Origin of the sequence: Sphaerisporangium siamense, from assembly GCF_014205275.1 — a bacterium.
GTDB lineage: Bacteria > Actinomycetota > Actinomycetes > Streptosporangiales > Streptosporangiaceae > Sphaerisporangium > Sphaerisporangium siamense.
The window spans coordinates 6,466,601-6,484,954 of sequence record NZ_JACHND010000001.1 but is presented as its reverse complement, the minus strand read 5'-3'; the positions used below and the strand labels follow the sequence as shown (position 1 = coordinate 6,484,954).

At 73.7% G+C, this 18,354-nt stretch carries 14 protein-coding genes; 8 read left to right on the top strand and 6 right to left on the bottom strand.

Features of this window, described 5'->3' with window-relative positions; all coding sequences use genetic code 11:
* Positions 1-62: 62 nt before the first annotated feature.
* Positions 63-1,310 carry a cytochrome P450 gene (locus BJ982_RS29620; RefSeq protein ID WP_184885451.1) on the top strand — a complete coding sequence of 416 codons (1,248 nt, stop codon included), beginning with the start codon at positions 63-65 and terminating at the stop codon, positions 1,308-1,310.
* A 19-nt stretch (positions 1,311-1,329) separates the two neighbouring features.
* Here BJ982_RS29620 and BJ982_RS29615 read toward each other — a convergent pair whose 3' ends face one another.
* From BJ982_RS29615 to BJ982_RS29600, 4 genes are read right to left on the bottom strand one after another with little or no spacing between them, the layout of a single operon-like run.
* Positions 1,330-2,112: an ABC transporter ATP-binding protein gene (locus BJ982_RS29615; RefSeq protein WP_184885450.1), complete on the bottom strand. Its 783-nt coding sequence runs from the start codon at positions 2,110-2,112 to the stop codon at positions 1,330-1,332.
* Entirely contained in the window at positions 2,106-3,812 is a 1,707-nt protein-coding gene (locus tag BJ982_RS29610) for a dipeptide/oligopeptide/nickel ABC transporter permease/ATP-binding protein (RefSeq protein WP_184885448.1), read from the bottom strand. Before BJ982_RS29610 ends, BJ982_RS29615 begins: the two co-directional genes overlap by 7 nt.
* 18 nt (positions 3,813-3,830) lie before the next feature.
* A complete protein-coding gene (locus tag BJ982_RS29605; protein WP_203959069.1) occupies positions 3,831-4,787 on the bottom strand; it encodes an ABC transporter permease in 957 nt (318 codons plus the stop codon).
* A 10-nt stretch (positions 4,788-4,797) separates the two neighbouring features.
* Complete coding sequence (locus BJ982_RS29600) at positions 4,798-6,354, bottom strand: ABC transporter substrate-binding protein (protein ID WP_184885447.1); 1,557 nt, start codon at positions 6,352-6,354, stop codon at positions 4,798-4,800.
* Between the two features lie 551 nt (positions 6,355-6,905).
* Here BJ982_RS29600 and BJ982_RS29595 point away from each other — a divergent pair.
* Together BJ982_RS29595 and BJ982_RS29590 are read left to right on the top strand one after the other, a co-directional pair.
* The gene (locus BJ982_RS29595) at positions 6,906-8,042 is read left to right on the top strand and encodes an aminotransferase class V-fold PLP-dependent enzyme (protein ID WP_203959070.1); all 1,137 of its coding nucleotides are present in this window, start codon (positions 6,906-6,908) and stop codon (positions 8,040-8,042) included.
* A gap of 97 nt (positions 8,043-8,139) precedes the next feature.
* Complete coding sequence (locus BJ982_RS29590) at positions 8,140-8,961, top strand: SAM-dependent methyltransferase (RefSeq protein ID WP_239122976.1); 822 nt, start codon at positions 8,140-8,142, stop codon at positions 8,959-8,961.
* A gap of 69 nt (positions 8,962-9,030) precedes the next feature.
* Here BJ982_RS29590 and BJ982_RS29585 read toward each other — a convergent pair whose 3' ends face one another.
* Positions 9,031-10,368: a glutamine synthetase family protein gene (locus tag BJ982_RS29585; RefSeq protein WP_184885444.1), complete on the bottom strand. Its 1,338-nt coding sequence runs from the start codon at positions 10,366-10,368 to the stop codon at positions 9,031-9,033.
* Between the two features lie 164 nt (positions 10,369-10,532).
* Between BJ982_RS29585 and BJ982_RS29580 the strand changes: the two genes are divergently transcribed.
* The 3 genes from BJ982_RS29580 to BJ982_RS29570 all read left to right on the top strand — a co-directional run bounded on the left by BJ982_RS29580 (position 10,533) and on the right by BJ982_RS29570 (position 15,152).
* The gene (locus tag BJ982_RS29580; protein WP_184885443.1) at positions 10,533-11,336 is read left to right on the top strand and encodes an acetoacetate decarboxylase family protein; all 804 of its coding nucleotides are present in this window, start codon (positions 10,533-10,535) and stop codon (positions 11,334-11,336) included.
* A gap of 167 nt (positions 11,337-11,503) precedes the next feature.
* On the top strand, positions 11,504-14,407 hold the full coding sequence (locus BJ982_RS29575) for a CHAT domain-containing protein (protein WP_184885442.1): 2,904 nt from the start codon (positions 11,504-11,506) through the stop codon (positions 14,405-14,407).
* Positions 14,408-14,579: 172 nt separating this feature from the next.
* Positions 14,580-15,152 carry a MarR family winged helix-turn-helix transcriptional regulator gene (locus BJ982_RS29570; RefSeq protein WP_184885441.1) on the top strand — a complete coding sequence of 191 codons (573 nt, stop codon included), beginning with the start codon at positions 14,580-14,582 and terminating at the stop codon, positions 15,150-15,152.
* A gap of 7 nt (positions 15,153-15,159) precedes the next feature.
* On the opposite strand, the gene BJ982_RS29565 is transcribed toward BJ982_RS29570, so the two are convergent.
* The gene (locus BJ982_RS29565) at positions 15,160-15,855 is read right to left on the bottom strand and encodes a gamma-glutamyl-gamma-aminobutyrate hydrolase family protein (RefSeq protein WP_184885440.1); all 696 of its coding nucleotides are present in this window, start codon (positions 15,853-15,855) and stop codon (positions 15,160-15,162) included.
* Between the two features lie 130 nt (positions 15,856-15,985).
* On the opposite strand from BJ982_RS29565, the gene BJ982_RS29560 reads away from it, so the two are divergent.
* Positions 15,986-17,434, top strand: a complete 1,449-nt coding sequence (locus BJ982_RS29560; RefSeq protein WP_184885438.1) for an aldehyde dehydrogenase — start codon at positions 15,986-15,988, stop codon at positions 17,432-17,434.
* Positions 17,422-18,330 (top strand): DODA-type extradiol aromatic ring-opening family dioxygenase, encoded by a 909-nt coding sequence (locus tag BJ982_RS29555; RefSeq protein ID WP_184885436.1) that lies wholly within the window; start codon positions 17,422-17,424, stop codon positions 18,328-18,330. The genes BJ982_RS29560 and BJ982_RS29555 overlap by 13 nt, the downstream gene beginning before the upstream one ends.
* Positions 18,331-18,354 lie beyond the last annotated feature (24 nt).

Genomic DNA, 18,354 nt, shown 5'->3' with positions numbered 1-18,354 from the left:
CGGTGCCCAGCCTGTTCCCCGCCTCTGCCTGGGGCAGGTCATGCCCGTGCCAGGATTGGACCGTGACGACGGCGGTGGAGACGGGCATCGATCTGGCGGACCTGGCGTTCTGGCGCAGGCCCCCGCACGAGCGCGAGCGCGACTTCGCGCGGCTGCGCGCGCTTGCGCACCCGGTGTTCTTCCCCGAGCGCCGGGTGCCGCTGCTGCGCTCGGGCGCCGGTTTCCACGCGCTCGTACGGCACGCCGACGTCGTGGAGGCGAGCCGCAACGCCAAGGTGTTCTCCAGCGAGCCCGCCGTCACCAACCCCGAGCCGCCGGGCTGGGTGAAGCACGTCTTCGGCGACTCGATGGTCAACCTGGACGACCCCCGGCACGCCCGCCTGCGCAGGATCGTCTCGCGCGCGTTCTCCCCCAAGATGCTCGCCCGCCTGGACTCGGGCATCGCCGAGGCCGCCGCGCGCATCGTGGACGACGTGGTGGCGCAGGGGCCGCGCGACTTCGTCGCCCAGGTCGCCGCCCGGCTCCCCATCACCGTCATCTGCGACATGATGGGCATCCCCGGCGACATCCGGGCCAAGGTGCACGCGCACGTGGACGCGTCCACGGCCTACACCGGGGTGCGCATGAGCCTGCCGCGCACGGTCGCGATGGCCGGGCGCAACATGGCCGCCCTGTTCGCCCTGCAGCGGCTGGTCATCCGGCTCGGCCGGGAGCGCGAGCGCGAGCCGGGGGACGATCTCGTCTCGGCCCTGGTGACCGCCAACGTGGACGGCGAGCGGCTGACCCCGCGCGAGCTCGGGTCGTTCTTCACGCTGCTGCTGGTCGCGGGCAACGAGACGGCGCGCAACACGATGGCCCACGGCCTCAAGCTGCTCACCGGCAACCCCGGCGAGCGCGAGCGCCTCGCCGGCGACTTCGAGGGGCACATCGGCGGCTTCATCGAGGAGACCGTCCGGTACGTCTCGCCCATCATGCAGTTCCGCCGCACGGTCACCGAGCCGTACGAGATGCGCGGGGTGCGCCTGTCGCCCGGCGACAAGGTGGTGCTGTTCTACGGCTCGGCCAACCGCGACGAAGAGGTCTTCCCCGACGCCGGGCGCTTCGACATCACGCGCAAGCCCAACCCGCACGTCGGGTTCGGCGGCCCCGGGCCGCACTTCTGCCTGGGCGCCAACCTGGCCCGCCAGGAGATCAAGATCATGTACCGCGAGCTGTTCACCCGCCTGCCCGGCATCAGGACGGTCGGCGAGCCCGACCTGCTGCTGTCCAACTTCGACAACAGCGTCCGCTTCCAAGGCTTCACGTTCTAGCCGCTCCCCACCGAGGCGATCAGCGGCCCGGCCCGGCCGGCGGTCGCGGGGTGGCGCGCAGCACCGGCGTGTCGGTCACCAGGGCCCGGGTGTACGGGTGCGCGGGCCGGGTGAGCACATCGCGGGCCCTTCCCTCCTCCACCACCCGTCCGGCCTCCAGGACGAGGACGCGCCGGCAGAGTTCGCCGACGGCGGCGATGTCGTGGGAGATGAACAGGTAGCTCAGCCCGCGCCGCCGGGCGAGGCCCTTCAGCAGGCCGACGATCTGCGCCTGGACGGGAAGGTCCAGCGCGGACAACGGCTCGTCGAGGACGAGAAGCCGCGGCTCGGGGGCGAGTGCCCTGGCGACGCACACCCGCTGACACTGCCCGGTGCTCAGCTCGTGCGGATAACGGCGCAGGTGACCGGCGTCCAGCCCCACCTGCCCGAGCAGGTCCGCCAGCGCCTCGTCGCCGCGTGCCAGGTCCGGCCGCAGGTTGCGCATCGGTTCCATGAGGCTGCGCGCGACCGTCCACCGCGGGTCGAGGGCGGCGCGCGGATCCTGGAACACCATCTGGATGTGCCGCCGCCAGGCTCGTTCCCCGCGGGACCGCCACAGCGACCGCCGGACGAGCGCGCCGTCCCAGCGGACCTCGCCGCGCGTCGGCGACTCCTGGCCGACGACGCACCGCGCGAGGGTGGTCTTGCCCGCGCCGGACACGCCGATCAGGCCGACGGCCTCACCGGGGCCGACCTCCAGGCCGACGTCGTGGAGCACCGCCACCCGCCCGTAGGTCTTGCCGAGGCCGCCGACCGTCAGCACCGCGGGCTCCCCGCGACGCCCGTGCCCGGGACCGCCGCGACGAGCCGCCTGGTGCAGGGATGCCGTGGCGATCCGACGACCGTCCCGACCTCGCCGTACTCGACGACCCGCCCTTCGTGGAGCACGGCGACGCGTTCGGCGACCTGGGTGACGAGCCGCAGGTCGTGGGAGATGAACAGCATGCCGATGCCGAGGGTCGCGCGCAGCGCGGCGAGCTCCTCCAGGATGCGCGCCTGCGTGCTGACGTCCAGCGCGGTCGTCGGCTCGTCGCAGATCAGCAGGCGTGGCCGGTTGACCAGGGCCATGGCGATCGCGACGCGCTGCCGCATGCCGCCGCTGAGCTGGTGCGGATAGGCGCGCTCCAGCGGGCCGGGCAGCCGTACCAGGGCGAGCGTCTCCAGCGCCACCGCGCGGGCCCGCGCCCTGGACGCCCGGTGATGGGCGCGTACGGCCTCGGTGAGCTGGGCCCCGACGGTGAGCACGGGGTTGAGCGCGTTGAGCGGGTCCTGCGTGACCAGCCCGACGTGCCGGCCGCGCACCCGCCTCCAGTCCTCCCGGCCCCATCCGCCGGTGTCCTGGCCGAACAGCTCCACGGCGCCCGCCTCGACCGCCAGCGGGGGCCGCTGCAGGCCCATCAGCACGTGGGCGAGCGTCGACTTGCCCGACCCGCTCGCGCCGATCAGGCCGACGCACTCACCCGCGCGGATCTCCAGGGACGCGCCGGACAGGATCCGGTCGCCGCCGGCGGTGACGGCCAGGTCGCGCACGCGCGCGAGCACCGGGACGGTGTGCCCGGCGCCGGATGGCGGGGCCTCCTCCCTCGGCGGCGCGGCGGCCCGGCGGCGGCGCTCCGGCAGCCGCGGCCTGCGCGGGTCGAGGCCGTCGCGGATCGCGTCGCCGACGTAGGTGACGGCGAGCACGACGAAACAGATGGCCGCGCCGGGACCGAGGAACGTCCATGGCTGGTCCTCCATGAACGCGCGCGCCTCGTTCAGCATGCCGCCCCACTCCGGCGATGGCGGCCGCACGCCGAGGCCGAGGAAGGACAGCCCGGCGACGCCGATGATGACCTCGCCGACGTCCACCATCGCGAGGATCACCACCGGCCCGAGCACGGTGCCGAGCACGTGCGACCACAGGATCCGCCAGTGGGAGGCGCCCGCGCACCTGGCCGCGACCACGTACCCCTCGTCGCGCAACCGCATGGCGTAACCCCGCACGACGCGGGCGTGGCCGGGCCAGGACACGGCGCACAGGGCGAGGACCAGCCCGCCGAGCCCCCCGTCGACCAGCGCGGCGACGGCGATCGCCAGCACGAGCCGGGGGAACGCGAGGAACACGTCAATGATCCGGGTGATGACCAGATCGGCCCAGCCGCCGAGATAGCCGCCGACGGCCCCGACGACCGCCCCCGTCGTCACCGTGATCAGGACCACCAGCCCGGCCGTGGACAGGGAGGCCCGACCCCCGTGGACGACCCGGGCCAGCACGTCCCTGCCGAAGCTGTCGGTGCCGAGGGGATGCGCGGCCGACGGCGGCGACCCCGCCTGCCCGTAGTCCACCGCGAGCGGGTCGGCGCCGATGAGCAGCGGGGCCGCGGCCATCACCAGGACGGCGAGCAGCAGCCCGGCCAGCAGCAGTCCGGCGACGGGGTCGCGGCGGGGGATCCGCAGCAGCCGCCGCCTGGCACGGGCGTCCATGACGTCGTTCCTCTCCGGTCAGGGCCGCGTGCCCTCGACCCGCACCCGCGGGTCCAGGACGCGGTAGCCGATGTCGGTCAGGAGGTTGACCGCGACGTAGGTCAGGGTCATGACCAGCGTGAACCCCTGGATCACGGGATAGTCGCGGCCGCCGATCGCGTCGACGATGTACCGGCCGACCCCCGGCCAGGAGAACACCGTCTCCACGATCACCGAGCCGCCGAGCAGGCCGCCGGCGAGCAGGCCGGAGTTGGTGAGCACCGGCGGCAGCGCGTTGCGCAGCGCGTGCCGCAGGACGATCACCCGCCACGGCAGGCCCTTGGCCTCGGCGGTGACGATGTAGGTCTGCGAGAGCGCGTCGAGCAGGCCGGCCCGCAGCAGCCGGGACGTGCCGCCCGCCAGCGCCAGCCCGAGGGTCAGGCCGGGCAGGACCAGGTGCGCGAGACCGCCCCTGCCGGACGTGGGCAGCCACCCGGGCCCGACCGCGAACGCGTAGACGAACAGCATCCCGGACAGGAAACCGGGGACGCAGACCCCGGCGAGGGCGACGACGCGGCCTACGCGGTCGGCCAGGCCTCCGTGCCGTACCGCTCCGGCGATCGCGGTCGGCGCCGCGACCACGACCATCACGACGAGCGCGGCGCCGGCCAGCTCCGCGGTGGCGGGGGCCCGGGCCAGGATCTCCCGAAGGACCGGCTCGCCGCTGCGCATGGACGTGCCGAGGTCGCCCGACAGGATGCCGCCGAGCCAGGAAAGATACTGCGTCGCGTACGGCCGGTCCAGCCCGAGCTCGGCCCGCAGCGTCCTGAGGTCCTCCCGCAGCCGGCTCATGTCGGCGCCGGGGTCGGCCATGGACATCAGGATCGCGTGGCTCGGGTCGCCGGGGATCAACCGGATCAACGCGAACAACACGATCGACACGCCGGCGAGGACGGGCATGGTGGCGGCCAGGCGCAGCGCGACGTACCGCGGCACGGCGGCGCCCCTACCCTGCGATCCACATGCCGGGCACGACCCGCTTGGAGAGCTTCGGATCGACCCCGCGCACCCGGCCGGTGTAGGCCGCCCCCCACTGTGTCGAGGCGTACAGGTAGAGCAGCGCCACGTCCCCGCGCACGATCTCCTGGATCCTCTTGGCCAGTGCGTACTGACGCCCCTGGTCGAACTCCGTGCCCAGCTCGTCGATCAGCCGGTCCGCGTCGGGGTTGGAGTAGCCGCCGTAGTTCGTCACCACGCCGGTGCGGTAGAAGGCGCGGAGCTGCCCGGCGATGTCCCCGGTGGCGCTGCCGCAGGAGCAGTACGTGGCGATCTCGAAGTCGCCGTCGAGCATCATCTGGTTGGACGCGGTGGTCTCCACCGGGGCCAGTTCGGTGCCGACGCCGATGCGCCGCCACTGGCTCTGCAGCGCGATGGCGAGGGGCTGGAACACCGCGTAGGTGAGGATCCTGAAGTGCAGCCGTGTGCCGCCTCTGGCCCGGACGCCGTCGGGGCCGGGCACCCAGCCGGCCGCGTCCAGCACGGACTTCGCCTTCTCGACGTCGGTGCGCGTGCCGGTGGTGATCGCGTACGGCAGCCCGGCGGGGAAGTGCCCCGTGGCCGGCCGGGCGTACCCGTGGTTGAGGCCGTCGATGAGCGCCCTCCTGTCGGCGGCCAGGTCGAGCGCCGTCCGGACCGCCCGGTCCCGCAGCGCGGGTGCCTTCCCGAGGTTGAGCCAGATGTTCCGCGTGGTGGGCACGGTCGCGTACACCTGGAAGGCCGGCCTGGCCCGTTCGTACTGCGCCTGCTGGTCGATCTCCATGTTGTAGTCCGCGTCGGCGTCGCCGGCGCGCAGCGCGAGCGTCCGGCCTTGGGAGTCCGCGCCGAGACGTGCCTCGATGCCCTTGAGACGAGACCCGCCCGGCGGGAGGCCCCAGTAGTGGGGGTTGGCCTCGGCCACCAGCGTCTCGCCGGGGACGAACCGTACGGGCTTCATGAAACCGGTCAGGTCCGGGTGCCGCTTGAAGTCCTCGCCCCGCCGCTCCGCCTCGGCGGCGTTGTGCACGCCCAGCGCGAAGAAGGACAGCTGGAAAGGCAGGCCCGGGACGGGCTTGCCGGTGCGGACGCGGAGGGTCGTGGGGCCGGCCGCGACGAACTCCAGGCCGCTCAGCAGGGACTTCACGCGGGTGTTCCTCCTCTGGTGCCGTTCGAACGACGCCTTGACGGCGGCGGCGTCGGCGGGCGCCCCGCTCCAGAACCTCACGCCCGGCCGGATGTCGAACTCCCACAGCGTGGGCTTGAGCAGTCGCCACCGGGTCGCCAGCCCCGGCCGCAGGGTGGCGTCGTCGTTCTGCACGACGAGCGTGTCGGCCAGGCCGTTCTCCGGCATGCGCTGGGCGTCGATGTCCACCGGGTCCAGCGAGCGTGGCATGTTGACCGTCAGGACGCGCAGCACCTGGCGCCCGGACCCGCCCTCGTCGCCTCCGTCGCCACCTCTGGTCGCCCCGGAGCAGGCGGGCAGCAGAAGCAGCGCGGCGACCATGGCCGTGCGTCTTTTCGGCGTCATGCGATCTCCTTGGTTCCCGCTTCGTTCCTGCTATGCGCGGCGCGCTCGCCTGGAGGTCGCCGGGCCGGTGTCGCGTCCGATGGCGTCGCGGACGCCGGGCGGCGAAATCAGGGAAAATGGCACGGCGGTTTATCAGTGGTATGGGAACCGGTCGGAATGGGGGGCCTGCGACGGCTGATGGCGGGCTCGCGAAGGGCGCCGACGGCGGCCGGCCGGCTGCGAATCCCGCTACTACCTGCGAGGAGTCGCCCGATATGTCGGTCGGTTCCGCGGGTCGTCGCGTCAGGCAGACGCGTTACGCATATTCGTTTATCGGTGCGACCGGATCTGCCGGGGACGGAATCGGTGTGACACCGGATTATCTGATCTATGACAATGTGATGGTAAACGGTGAATCCCGGCAGAGCAAGGCGGGCATTCGGTGTCACTTTTCCCGAATTCCCTTTGTTGAATGAGAGGTAGCGTTATTGATGCGTGCGGGCGATGCGGCCGTGTCGCCGGACGCCCGCGCCGGCGGCTCCGGGCGCGGGCGAGGAGTTAGGGTCCGTTGTGTGAACGCCGAGGATTTCCGTCTGGATCCGTCCGTCGCCCACCTCAACCACGGCTCGTTCGGCGCGGTGCCCGCGGTCGTGCGGCGGCGCCAGGACGAGTTCCGCGCCGAGGCCGACCGGGACCCCGACGCCTACCACGCGACCCTGGGGGAGCGCGTGGCCAAGGCCAGGGAGGAGGTGGCCGCGTTCCTCGGCGCCGACCCCGGCGGGCTGGCGTTCGTGGAGAACGTCACCGAGGGCGTCGCCGTCGCGCTCGACTCGGTGCCGCTCGCGCCCGGCGACCGGATCCTCGTCTGCGACCACGCCTACGGGGCCGTCGGCATCGCCGCGCGCCGCAGGGCCGGCCGTGCCGGCGCGGAGGTGGACACGGTCACCCTGCCGGGCCGCTCGGACGGCGAGTGGTCGGCGGAGGACGCCGCCGCGGCCTTCCTCGCGGCCGTGACCCCGCGCACGAAGGTCGCGATCTTCGACCACGTCACCTCCAGCACCGCGCGGCTGCTGCCCGTGCGCCGCCTCGTCGAAGGGCTTCGCGCGCTCGGCGTGGTCACCGTCGTGGACGCCGCGCACGCGCCCGGCATGCTGGAGGTCGACCTCGGCGCGATCGGCGCGGACTTCTGGACGGGCAACCTGCACAAGTGGGCGTTCGCGCCCCGGCCGTGCGGGGTGCTGGCGGTGGCGCCGGCCTGGCGCGCGCGTGTGGAGCCGGTCATCGCCTCCTTCGCCCTCGAAGAGGGCTTCCCCTCCAGCGTGGAGTTCCAGGGCACCCGCGACCACACTGCCTGGCTCGCCGCGCCGTACGGACTGCGGGTGCTGGAGGAGCTCGGCGCCGCCGAGACCCGGGAGCGCAACGCCGCGCTCGCCCTGCGCGGCCAGCGGATCGTCGCGGAGGCCACCGGGCTGGCGGCGTGGCGGGGCGACGCGGAGCTGTCCATGCGCGTCCTGCGCCTGCCGCGCGGCGTCGCGGTGACCTATGACGCGGCGGAGGCGTTGAGCAATGAGATCTTCCACACATGCGGCTGCCGGGCCGGGGTGAAAGCGTGGCCTGACGCGGGCCTGTTGCGGGTGTCGGCGCAGGTCTACAACAGGGAAAGCGACTTCGAGCGCCTCGCGGCCGGTTTGCGCAGCATCTTCTCGTAAGACGCGACTCACGGACATACCGGCCAGTTGCGTGGCGGATGATTCGGAAAGCCGATAATCTCCAGCGAAAAGGGGGATCAGCTCCATGGAGGACGCGGTGCCATCGTCAACTCCGGCGCGGCCGAAGCTCGACACCACCTCGCCGAACATGGGCCGGGTCGCCGACTACATCCTCGGCGGCAAGGACAACTTCGCGGTCGACCGCGAGGCGGCCGAGGCCGCGATGGCGATCATCCCCAACCTCTCCCTGCTGTGGCACGAGGGACGTCGCTTCCTCGGCCGCGCGGTGCGGTACCTCGCGGGCGAGGCCGGCATCCGGCAGTTCATCGACATCGGCTGCGGCCTGCCCACCCAGGGCAACGTGCACGAGATCGCGCAGTCGGTGGCCCCCGGCGCCCGGGTGGCTTACATCGACAACGACCCCATGGTCGTGGTGCACGGCCAGGCCATCCTGCAGGACGACGGCATCACCGCCGTGATCGAGGCCGACGCGCGCGACCCCGAGAAGCTGCTGGCCCACCCGGCGCTGACCGACATCATCGACCTCGACCAGCCCGTGGCGGTCCTGCTGTTCGGCATCCTCCAGGACATCACCGACGACGCCGTGGCCGCGCGCATGGTCGAGGGGCTGCGTGAGGCCGTCCCGCCGGGCAGCTACCTGGCGATCTCGCACCCCGTGTCCGACCTGATGCCCGAGTCGACCACCGAGATGGCCGTCATGTTCGAGGACAGGGGCGCGGTCGAGGGGCCGACCCGGGCGGGCGGCCTCCGCACCAAGGCCGAGGTGGACCGCTACATGGACGGGCTCGCGCTCGTCGAGCCCGGCCTGGTGTACATCCCCTGGTGGCGCCCGGACGGCCCGATCATCCACGGCGCCGAGTCGGTGTGGGTCGTGGGCGGGGTCGGCCGCAAGGACTGACCCCGGGCCCCCGTCCCGGCGCCGCCTACAGGTGGAAGGACTGACCCCGGGCCCCCGTCCCGGCGCCGCCTACAGGTGGTAGGCGTACTCCTGGAACTCCCAGTCGGTGACGTGCCGGGAGAACCGGTGGACCTCGTGGCGCCTGTAGGCGACGTAGGCCGTGGCGAACTCCTTGCCGAGCACCTCCAGCAGCGCCGCATCGGCCTCGAAGGCGTCCAGCGCCTCCGGTAGCGACTCGGGCAGCACCGGCGCCTTGGCCGGGTCGTAGCCGTACCCCGACAGCGGGCCCGGCGGCTCGACGCGGTCGCGGATGCCCAGGTACACGGCGGCGAGCAGCCCCGCGATCCCGAGGTAGGGGTTGGCCGAGGCGTCGCCGAGCCGGACTTCGACGCGGCTGCCCGGACCGCGCTCGGGCGGCACGCGCACCATGGCGCTGCGGTTGTCCAGCCCCCAGTCGGCCAGCCAGGGGGCCAGCGAGTCGGGGCCGAGCCGCTTGTAGGAGTTGATCGTCGGGGTGAGCAGCGCGGCCAGGGCGGGCGCGTGCGCGAGGATGCCGCCGATCGCGTGCAGGGCGGTGGAGGAGAGCCCGTAGGAGGAGCCCGGGTCGTCGAAGACGTTGCGGCCGTCGCCGTCCACGCAGGAGATGTGCACGTGGAAGCCGGACCCGCCCTCGTCGGTGAACGGCCGCGCCATGAACGTCGCCATGAGGCCGTCCTGCCGCGCCAGCTCCTTGATCGCGGACTTGAAGCGGAACGCGCGGTCGGCGGCGTCGGGGGCCTCGGAGTGGCGCAGGTTGATCTCGAACTGGCCGCCGGAGAACTCGTGGTTGCCCATGGTCGCGCCGATGCCGAGGTCGCGCAGCAGGCGCAGGCTGCGCAGCAGGTGGGAGCCGCGGTCGCCCTTGCGCCCCGTCACGTACACGTTGCCGGTCGCGTCGTCGTACCGCCGCCAGCCGGGGCCGTCCGGCTCCAGCAGGAAGTACTCCAGCTCGGGGCCGGCCACGCCGGTGAGGCCGAGCTCGCCGAGCCGCGCGGCGACCGAGCCCAGCACGGCGCGCGGGGACTCGGTGAAGGGCTCGCCGGTCTCGGGGAGGAACGCGTCGCCCAGGCAGTGCGCCACGCCCGGCTCCCAGGGGAGGTTCACCAGCGTGGACAGGTCCGGCTTGATGGTGATGTCCGGCAGGCCGCGGTCCAGGCCGCCCGGCACGGGCACCGTGTCGCCGCGCGGGGAGGTGTAGTACACGGCCCGGCAGAACGCCACCCCGCGCTCGGCGACCTCGGGCAACTGCTCCAGCAGGACGTCCTTGCCCCGCTCGGTGCCGATGAGGTCGGGGTAGCCGATCCGGACGACGTCGACGCCGTCGCGCGCGAGCCGCTCGACGATCGCCTCCACCGATTCGGCGCTCACATGGCCTCCCGCTGTCCTGGACAATGTCGTTTGGGTGCGAACAATACGCGTCGCGTCCTCGGAGCCACAAGGTGGCCCCTGGTGACAGAGGGACCGTCCGCGCCCTATCGTGTAGGAAATCGTATGGGCCCAAACAGTCGAGGGTTCCGAGGTCGGGAGGCGCCATGTCCACGGTACGCGGCTTTTTCACCCCACGGACGGCGACCGGCCGCTCCTCGCTGGTCCCGGCCCCGCCGTGGTACTACTCCGGGGACCTGCTCACCGTCGAATACCGCACCGACCCCGCCAAGGTCGCCGAGCTGCTGCCCGACCCCCTCTCGCTCGCCGAGGAGGACCCCGGGGCGGTCGCCGTCATCTGGGCCGACTGGCAGTCCTGCTCCGAGGGAGGGGAGGAACTGCTCGACCCCGTCCGCTCCCAGTACAAGGAGTGCTTCGTGGTCGTGCGCTGCTCCTACCAGGGCCGCACCTACTCGCGCTGCGTCTACATCTGGGTCGACAAGGACTTCGCCATCGCCCGCGGCCTGCACCAGGGCTACCCCAAGAAGCTCGGCTCCATCCACATGACCCGCCCCCACCCCTTCGGCCAGGCGGCCCCGCGCATCGGCGCCGGAGGCCGCTTCGGCGCCACCCTCGCCGCCGCCGACCGTCGCCTCGCGCAGGCCGTCGTCCGCCTGCGCGAGCCCAGCCCGTCCGCCGGGTTCGTCAACGGCCACCCCATGGCCCACAACCGCTGGCTGCCCTCCATCGAGCCGGGCGCGGCCCCCGCCCTGGACGAGCTCATCAGCAGCGGGGCGGCGGAGTTCGAGGGCGGCCAGGCCTGGGCCGGGGACGCCGAACTGGAGCTGTTCGACGCTCCCACCGAGGAACTGGCCGGCCTCACCGTGGACGAGATCATCGGCGGCTACTACCGCCAGGTGGGCGTCGTCTGGAACGGCGGCACCCTGCTCGAACGCGGCACCTCTGCCTGACGCCGCCGCTCCTGCCGTACGGTCGGGGCGGCCGGGGTGGGGACGCGGTCCGGGCGGCCGTGCGGTGACCGCCGGGCGGGCCGTGTAGCGGATCCGGCCGGAGGGCCGATGAAGCATGCGAGACCCGCGGCGCGTGCCGGGCCCCGAGGAGGCGCATGTTACGCCGGATGCTCCGCCGCCTGGGCGGGGCCGTCGTCTTCCACGCCTACCGGAAGACGCTGATGACGGCCCAGGAGCACATGCTCGCCGGAGACTTCCGCAAGGCGCGGTTCACCGCGCTGCTCGCGCTCCGGGCCGCCACGGACACGTTCGGGCCCGACGACGAGCGCACCGCCTTCGTCCTGGCGGCGCTCGCCTCCGTCGACATCGCCGAGGGCGACCTCGACGCGGCGGCGGAGCGGATCTCCGCGGCGCGGCGCGTTCTGGACGGGCTGCCGGACGCCGAGCCGCACGCGCGGGCGCTGCTGCTCGGCCAGCACGCGGCCGTCCAGGGCATCGCCGGACGGCACACCGCGGCGCTGGAGGACATGCGCGCCGCCGTCGCCCTCATCACCTCCGCCCCCGGCGCGCCGCCCTTCGCGGCGGCGCTGCTCCACGGGGACCTCGTCACTTCCGCCCCGGGCGTGCCGCCCTTCGCGGCGGCGCTGCTCCACGCGGGGCTCGGCGCCGCCGAGGCCGAGGCCGGGCTCCCGCGCGACGCCCTGCGCTCCTACCGCACCGCCCTCGCCGTCGTCCGGGCCGCCCGGGACGACGCGGCGGTGCTGGAACCCCAGATACTGATCGACATCGCCCTCATTCATCGCGACCTCGGCGACCGGTACCGCGCCGGCTCCCTGGCCGACGAGGCGATGGCCGCCGCCGCGGCCGTGCCCGCCGTCCACGGCGCCGCGCTCGCGCGGATGCGCGTCACCGCCGCGCTCATCAAGCGCGGGACCGGCGACCTGGAGGCCGCCGAACACCTGATCGGGCAGGTGGAGGACTTCTGGAGCGGCGTGCCGGGACACCAGTCCGAGCGGGTCGCGGCCACGATCGTGCGGGCCGCCATCGCCGCCGACCGCGGCGACCCCGCCGAGGCGCACCGCGTGCTCGCCGGCCTCGACGGCGTGGTGTCCGGGGGACCGGCCGTCGTCGCCGGGCACGGCCTCGCCCTCACGGCGTACATGGCGGGCGACCTGGCCGAGGCGTCCCGGCGGCTGGAACGCCTGGAACAGGAGTCGGCCGCCGCGTTCGGGCCCGGCCACCTGCAGACCGCGCAGACCCTCGTCCTGGCGGCGGCGCTGAGCTCCGCCACCGGAGAGCACGGCCGCGCGCTCGACCTCGTCACGCGGGCCACCGCCGCCGAGGCGCGCATCCAGTGGACGTCCTTCGGCGCGGGCGGCAGGGACGTGCACGGCGCGATCATGGACAGGCTGGCCGCCTCGCTGCACGTCGAGCTGACGGTCGCGCTCGCCGCCGAGGGCCACGACCCCCGGGCCACCGCGACCGGGCTCGCCGCCGTGCTCCGCCGCAAGGGCGGCCTGCGCGAGGCGTTCGCCGTGCTCCACACCTCCCGCGCCCGGGAGAGCTGGGAGGAGCTTCGGGAGGTCAGCGGGCGCATCCTCGCCGCGACCACCGGGCACCCCGAGGGCGCGCTCGTGTCCGAGCTCGCCGCGCTGTACGAGCGGCAGGAGGAACTGGAGGCGCGCCTGGCCGACGGCGTCCCCGAGGAGGCGCTGCGCGCCCGCGCCCGGCACGCCACCCCCGCCGCGGTCCTCGGCGCGCTGCCCGCCGGCGCGGCGCTGCTGGAGCTGTTCCGGTGGGTGCCCTTCGACCTGCGCGCCGGGGTGAGCCGGGGCCCCGAGCACGCCGAGTACCTGGGCTACCTGCTGGCGGCCGGCGAGGCACGGCTGATCCGCTTCGGCCCCGCCGCCCCCATCGACACCGCGATCCGCCACTGGAACCACGCGCCTGCCCCAGACGTGCCCGCGCCTCCCCGGGACGTGCCCGGGTCTCCAGGAGTCGTGGCCGCGCCCGGGGACGTGTCCGTGTCCTCAGGAATCGTGGCCGCGGCTTCCGGGGGCGCGTCCGGGGTGTCCGATGTGCTCGGGGAGTTGTCCGGGATGCTGGCCGGGCCGCTGCTGGCGGCGTTGGACGGCGTGGACGTCCGCCGCCTGTACGTCGCGCCCGACGGCGCGCTCGGGCTGGTGCCCTGGGAGATCCTCACCGGCCCCGACGGCGTGCCGCTGGTGGACCGGCTGTCGCTGAGCTACCTCACCGCGGCGCGCACGCTGCTCGGCGGCGGCCCCCGCACGGGCCCGCCCGGAGACCCTCTCGTCATCGGCGGCCCCGACTTCGGCCACGCCCCGCCGGACGACGCGACGGACGACGTGCCGGACGACGTGCCGGACGACGCGACGGACGGGGTGGCGCGGGTGGCGGGGATCGCGTTCGCGGCCTTGCCGGGGACGGTGCGGGAGGCCAAGGCGGTGGCGCGGCTGCTGGGCGTGAGCCCGCTGCTGGGAGCCGAGGCGACCCGGGCGGCGGTGCTCGGAGCACGGTCCCCCCGCGTCCTGCACCTGGCCACCCACGGCTTCTTCCTGGACGCCCCCGGCGGCGCGTCCTCGGGGCTGTGGGCGATGTGGGACGCCGAGCCCGCGCCCGAGGGCGTGCCGCGCCGCCGCGTGCCCTGGTACGCCGCCCCGCGTCCCCTGCTGCGCTGCGGCGTGGCCCTGGCCGGGGCCAACACCCCCGACCCTCCGGGGTTCGTCACCGGCGAGGACATCCTCGCGCTCGACCTCAGGGCGACGGAGCTGGTCGTGCTGTCGGCCTGCGACACCGGCAGGGGAGAGGCGCACGCGGGCGACGGCATTCTCGGGCTCGCGCACGCCTTCGCGACCGCCGGGGCGCGCCACGTCCTGCTGAGCCTGTGGGCGGTCAACGACCACCTCGCCGCCCGGCTCATGCGCGTCTTCCACGAGCACCTGACGGCCGGGGCGTCGCCGCTCGCCGCCCTGCGCGCCGCCCAGCACCGGATCCGGGTGGACCATCCGGATCCCCGGTTATGGGCGGGTTTCGTCCTTTACGGCGACTGAAATGCGGTGATCGACCCCTAAAGCACGCCCGTACCCGATGGGCGTTCTCCCCCGCCGGGGTGGTGCGTGTACAAATGGGGGGCGAGTCCACACGGCCGGGCGCGCCGGCGTCCGGAGACTCTTCACGAAAGCAGGGCGCGCCGTCGCGTGTCCGACACCAGAAGGAGCACGCGTGCCCGCGCACTTCTCGTTGACCGAGACCGAGCAGGCGGTCACCCGCAGGCTCGGCTCGATGCCGATCAGCCGCGAGGCACTGGTCGCCGTGTCCAACCTGCACCGGGCGGCCGCCATCGTCCGGCAGCATCTGGAGAACTCCGCCCTGCGGGGGGCCTCCCTCACCTGGAGCGGGTTCGTCGTCCTGTGGGTGGTGTGGATATGGGAGGAGATCGAGACCCGGCACGTCGCCGCCGAGGCGGGAATCTCCAAGGGGACGCTGACCGGCATCATCAAGACGCTGGAGTCGCGGGGCCTGGTCCAGCGCCTCCAGCACCCCGACGACGGCCGCCTGGCGCTGCTGCGCCTGACGCCGGAGGGCCTCGCGCTGATGGAGCACCTCTTCCCCGCCTTCAACGAGGAGGAGGCGTTCGTGGTGGAGGCCCTGGACGGCGAGGAGTCCACGCGCCTGGCCGACACGCTGCGCCGCATCGTCACGCACCTGGAGACGCACGGCGAGCAGCGCCGCGCCCACCTGCGCGCCAAGACGCCCGTCCCGCCGCGCAGGGGCGGCAGGCGGCGCGCCACCTGAGCCGGGCTCAGCGGCGCGCGGCGGCGTGGGTCAGGGCGTCGAACAGGCGCTGGTTGGCGGGGTCCTCGCCGGCGGTGTCCTCGGGGTGCCACTGGACGCCGAGGAACCAGCCGCGCGGCTCGGCCAGTTCGTACGCCTCGGCGGTGCCGTCGGCGGCGTGGGCCGAGGCGACCAGCCCGGCGCCGGGGACGGAGACGCACTGGTGGTGGAAGCAGGACGCATCGATCTTCCCGGTGCCGGTGACCTCGGCCAGCAGCGAGCCCGGCCGGACGGCGACCGGGTGGACCAGGTGGCGGTGCGCGGGCTCCATGTGCTGGCGCAGCCGCCCGCCGAGCGCGACGTTCACCACCTGCAGCCCGCGGCAGACGGCGAGGAGGGGCAGGCCCGTCTCCAGCGCGTGCCGGGCCACGGCGAGGTCGAAGGCGTCCTGGGCGTCGTCCACGTCGTAGACGGTGTCGTGCGCGACGCCCTCCCCGTACGTCGTGGGGGCGAGGTCGCCGCCGCCGGGCAGCAGCACCCCGTCGGCGAGCCACAGCCGGGACGCGGCCTCCGCGGCGTCGCCGGGGTGCATGAGGAACGGCTCCGCGCCCGCGCGCAGCACGGCGTCGGCGAGGGCGCGCGCGGTGACGACGGCCGCGTACCGCAGCGCCGTGGTCTGGGCGGCGAAGCGGGAAGGGATCGCGATGATCGGTCGGCGGGGCATCCCGGCCTCCTCACAGATGCTTGTTTGAGGCCAAACGATATCCTGACGCCGAGTGGGAGGTACGGGTGCCTTGACCGGATCGCGACGTACGTCCTAATTTTGTTTGGGTACAAACGATTGGGAGGCATGCATGCCCACTGTCGCCGGAGTCGAGGTCGAAGGCAGGCACTGGATCGGAGGCGAACGCGTCTCCTCCACCCGCACCTTCGAGGACGTCTCGCCCATCGACGAGCAGGTGATCGCCGAGATCGCCCGGGGAGGCGCGGACGAGGCCGCAGAAGCCGTGCGCGCGGCGCACGCCGCCTTCCCCGCCTGGGCGCGCACCACACGCGAGGAGCGCGCCCGGCTGCTGCACGCGATCGCCGACGGCGTGGAGCGGCGGCTGGAGCAACTCGCGATCGTCGAGACCACCGACAACGGAGCGCTGCTGCGCTCCCACCTGCGCGGCGTGATGCCCCGCGTGGCGCACAACTTCCGGTTCTTCGCCGACCACCTGCTCACCCTGGGCCACGACGACTTCGAGACCCGGGGCCACCGCAACCACGTGAGCTGGGACCCGGCCGGGGTGTGCGCGCTGATCACCCCGTGGAACGCGCCGCTCATGCTCGCCACCTGGAAGATCGCCCCGGCGCTCGCCGCCGGCAACACGGTGGTGCTCAAGCCCGCCGAGTGGACCCCGCTCACCGCCTCTCTGCTGGCCGGCATCACCGTCGAGGCCGGCCTGCCCGACGGCGTCTTCAACGTCGTCCAGGGGTACGGCGAGGAGGCCGGCGCCGCCCTCGTCGCCGACCCGCGGGTCAAGCGGGTCAGCTTCACCGGCTCGGTGCCCACCGCCCAGCGGATCGCCGCCGCCGTCGCGCCCAACCTGACCCCGATGTCGCTGGAGCTCGGCGGCAAGTCCCCGCTCGTCGTCTTCGCCGACGCCGACCTGGACCTCGCCGTCGACCTGGCCGTGGAGCAGTACGACAACGCCGGGCAGGTGTGCCTGGCCGGCACCCGGCTGCTGGTCGAGGAGTCGATCGCCGAGGAGTTCACCGCCCGGTTCGTCGCCAAGGCGGGCACGCTCGTCCAGGGCGACCCGCGCGACCAGGCCACCGACGTCGGCCCCAACATCCACCGCAAGCACGTCGCCCGCGTCGACGGGTTCGTCCGCAGGGCCCTGGACGCCGGGGCCAAGCCGCTCATCGGCGGCGGCCCCAACACCGACCTCGGCGGCCTCTACTACCGGCCCACGCTGCTCACCGGCGCCGCGCCCGGCAGCGAGATCCTCACCGAGGAGGTCTTCGGGCCCGTCCTCACCCTGCAGACCTTCCGCACCGAGGACGAGGCCGTCGACGAGGCCAACGGCACGCGCTTCGGTCTCGCCGCCACCCTGGTCACCGGCTCGCCCGAGCGCGCCGAGCGCGTCTCGTCCCGCCTGGTCGCCGGCACCGTCTGGGTGAACTGCTTCTTCGTCCGCGACCTGCGGGCCCCCTTCGGCGGCGCCCGCCACTCCGGCGTCGGCCGCGAGGGCGGCGACTGGAGCTTCGACTTCTACTGCGACGTCAAGAACACGGTGACCGCGCCATGGGCGAGGTAGCCGGAGCGGGCCTGCTGGCCCACGTGCCGACCATCGTGCTGCCCGAGGCCACCCGGCGCGAGCTGAACGAGGGCAAGGAGATCACCCTGGTCACCGGCCTGCGGCAGCTCCGCCAGGAGGTCTTCGACACCGTCGAGCACGACGCGGTCATCGTCCTGGACTCGCACTGGGCCACGACGGTGGAGTTCGTCGTCACCGCCCAGCAGCACAGGGCCGGGCTGTTCACCTCCGAGGAACTGCCGCGGGGCATGTGCCGCATGCCCTACGACTTCCCCGGCGACCAGGAACTCGCCCGCGCCATCGCCGCCAAGGCCGGCGAGCACCACACCTGGATCACCGCGATCGACGACCCCTACCTGCCGATCTACTACGCGACGATCAACCTGTGGACCTACCTCGGGCTGCCGGAGAAGCCGTGGCTGTCCATCGGCGTCTGCCAGACCGGGGACATGGAGGACCACCTGCGGCTCGGCCGGGCGCTCGGCGAGGCGATCCGCGAATCCGACCGCAAGGTGCTGCTCATCGCCTCCGGAGCCCTGTCGCACACTTTCTGGCCGCTGCGCGAGCTGCGCGACCACGAGTCGTCCGACCCCGCCCACATCTTCTCCGACGGGGCCAGGCGGGCCGACCTGGAGCGGATCGCCTGGTTCAAGGCCGGCGACCACGCCCGCGTGCTGGACACGATGCCGGAGTTCGCCCGGTACAAGCCCGAGGCCGGCTTCCGCCACTACCTGATGCTGGCCGGCGCCCTGGGGGAGGGTGACTGCACCGCCGCCGCGCGGCAGTACGGCGAGTACGAGAACTCCGTCGGCACCGGCCAGGCGCTGCTGTGGTTCGACCGGCCCGAAGGCGGCTTCCCCGCCCCGCGCCCCACCGTCCCCGCCGCCTCCTCGTGAGCCGGAATTCCGGCCCCGCCGTTG

Coding starts and splice junctions, on each gene's coding strand:
- BJ982_RS29565 (WP_184885440.1), bottom strand. CDS start 15,855: ATGCCCCGCCGACCGATCATCGCGATCCCTTCCCGCTTCGCCGCCCAG.
- BJ982_RS29610 (WP_184885448.1), bottom strand. CDS start 3,812: ATGGACGCCCGTGCCAGGCGGCGGCTGCTGCGGATCCCCCGCCGCGAC.
- BJ982_RS29580 (WP_184885443.1), top strand. CDS start 10,533: ATGTCCACGGTACGCGGCTTTTTCACCCCACGGACGGCGACCGGCCGC.
- BJ982_RS29575 (WP_184885442.1), top strand. CDS start 11,504: ATGCTCCGCCGCCTGGGCGGGGCCGTCGTCTTCCACGCCTACCGGAAG.
- BJ982_RS29555 (WP_184885436.1), top strand. CDS start 17,422: ATGGGCGAGGTAGCCGGAGCGGGCCTGCTGGCCCACGTGCCGACCATC.
- BJ982_RS29560 (WP_184885438.1), top strand. CDS start 15,986: ATGCCCACTGTCGCCGGAGTCGAGGTCGAAGGCAGGCACTGGATCGGA.
- BJ982_RS29600 (WP_184885447.1), bottom strand. CDS start 6,354: ATGACGCCGAAAAGACGCACGGCCATGGTCGCCGCGCTGCTTCTGCTG.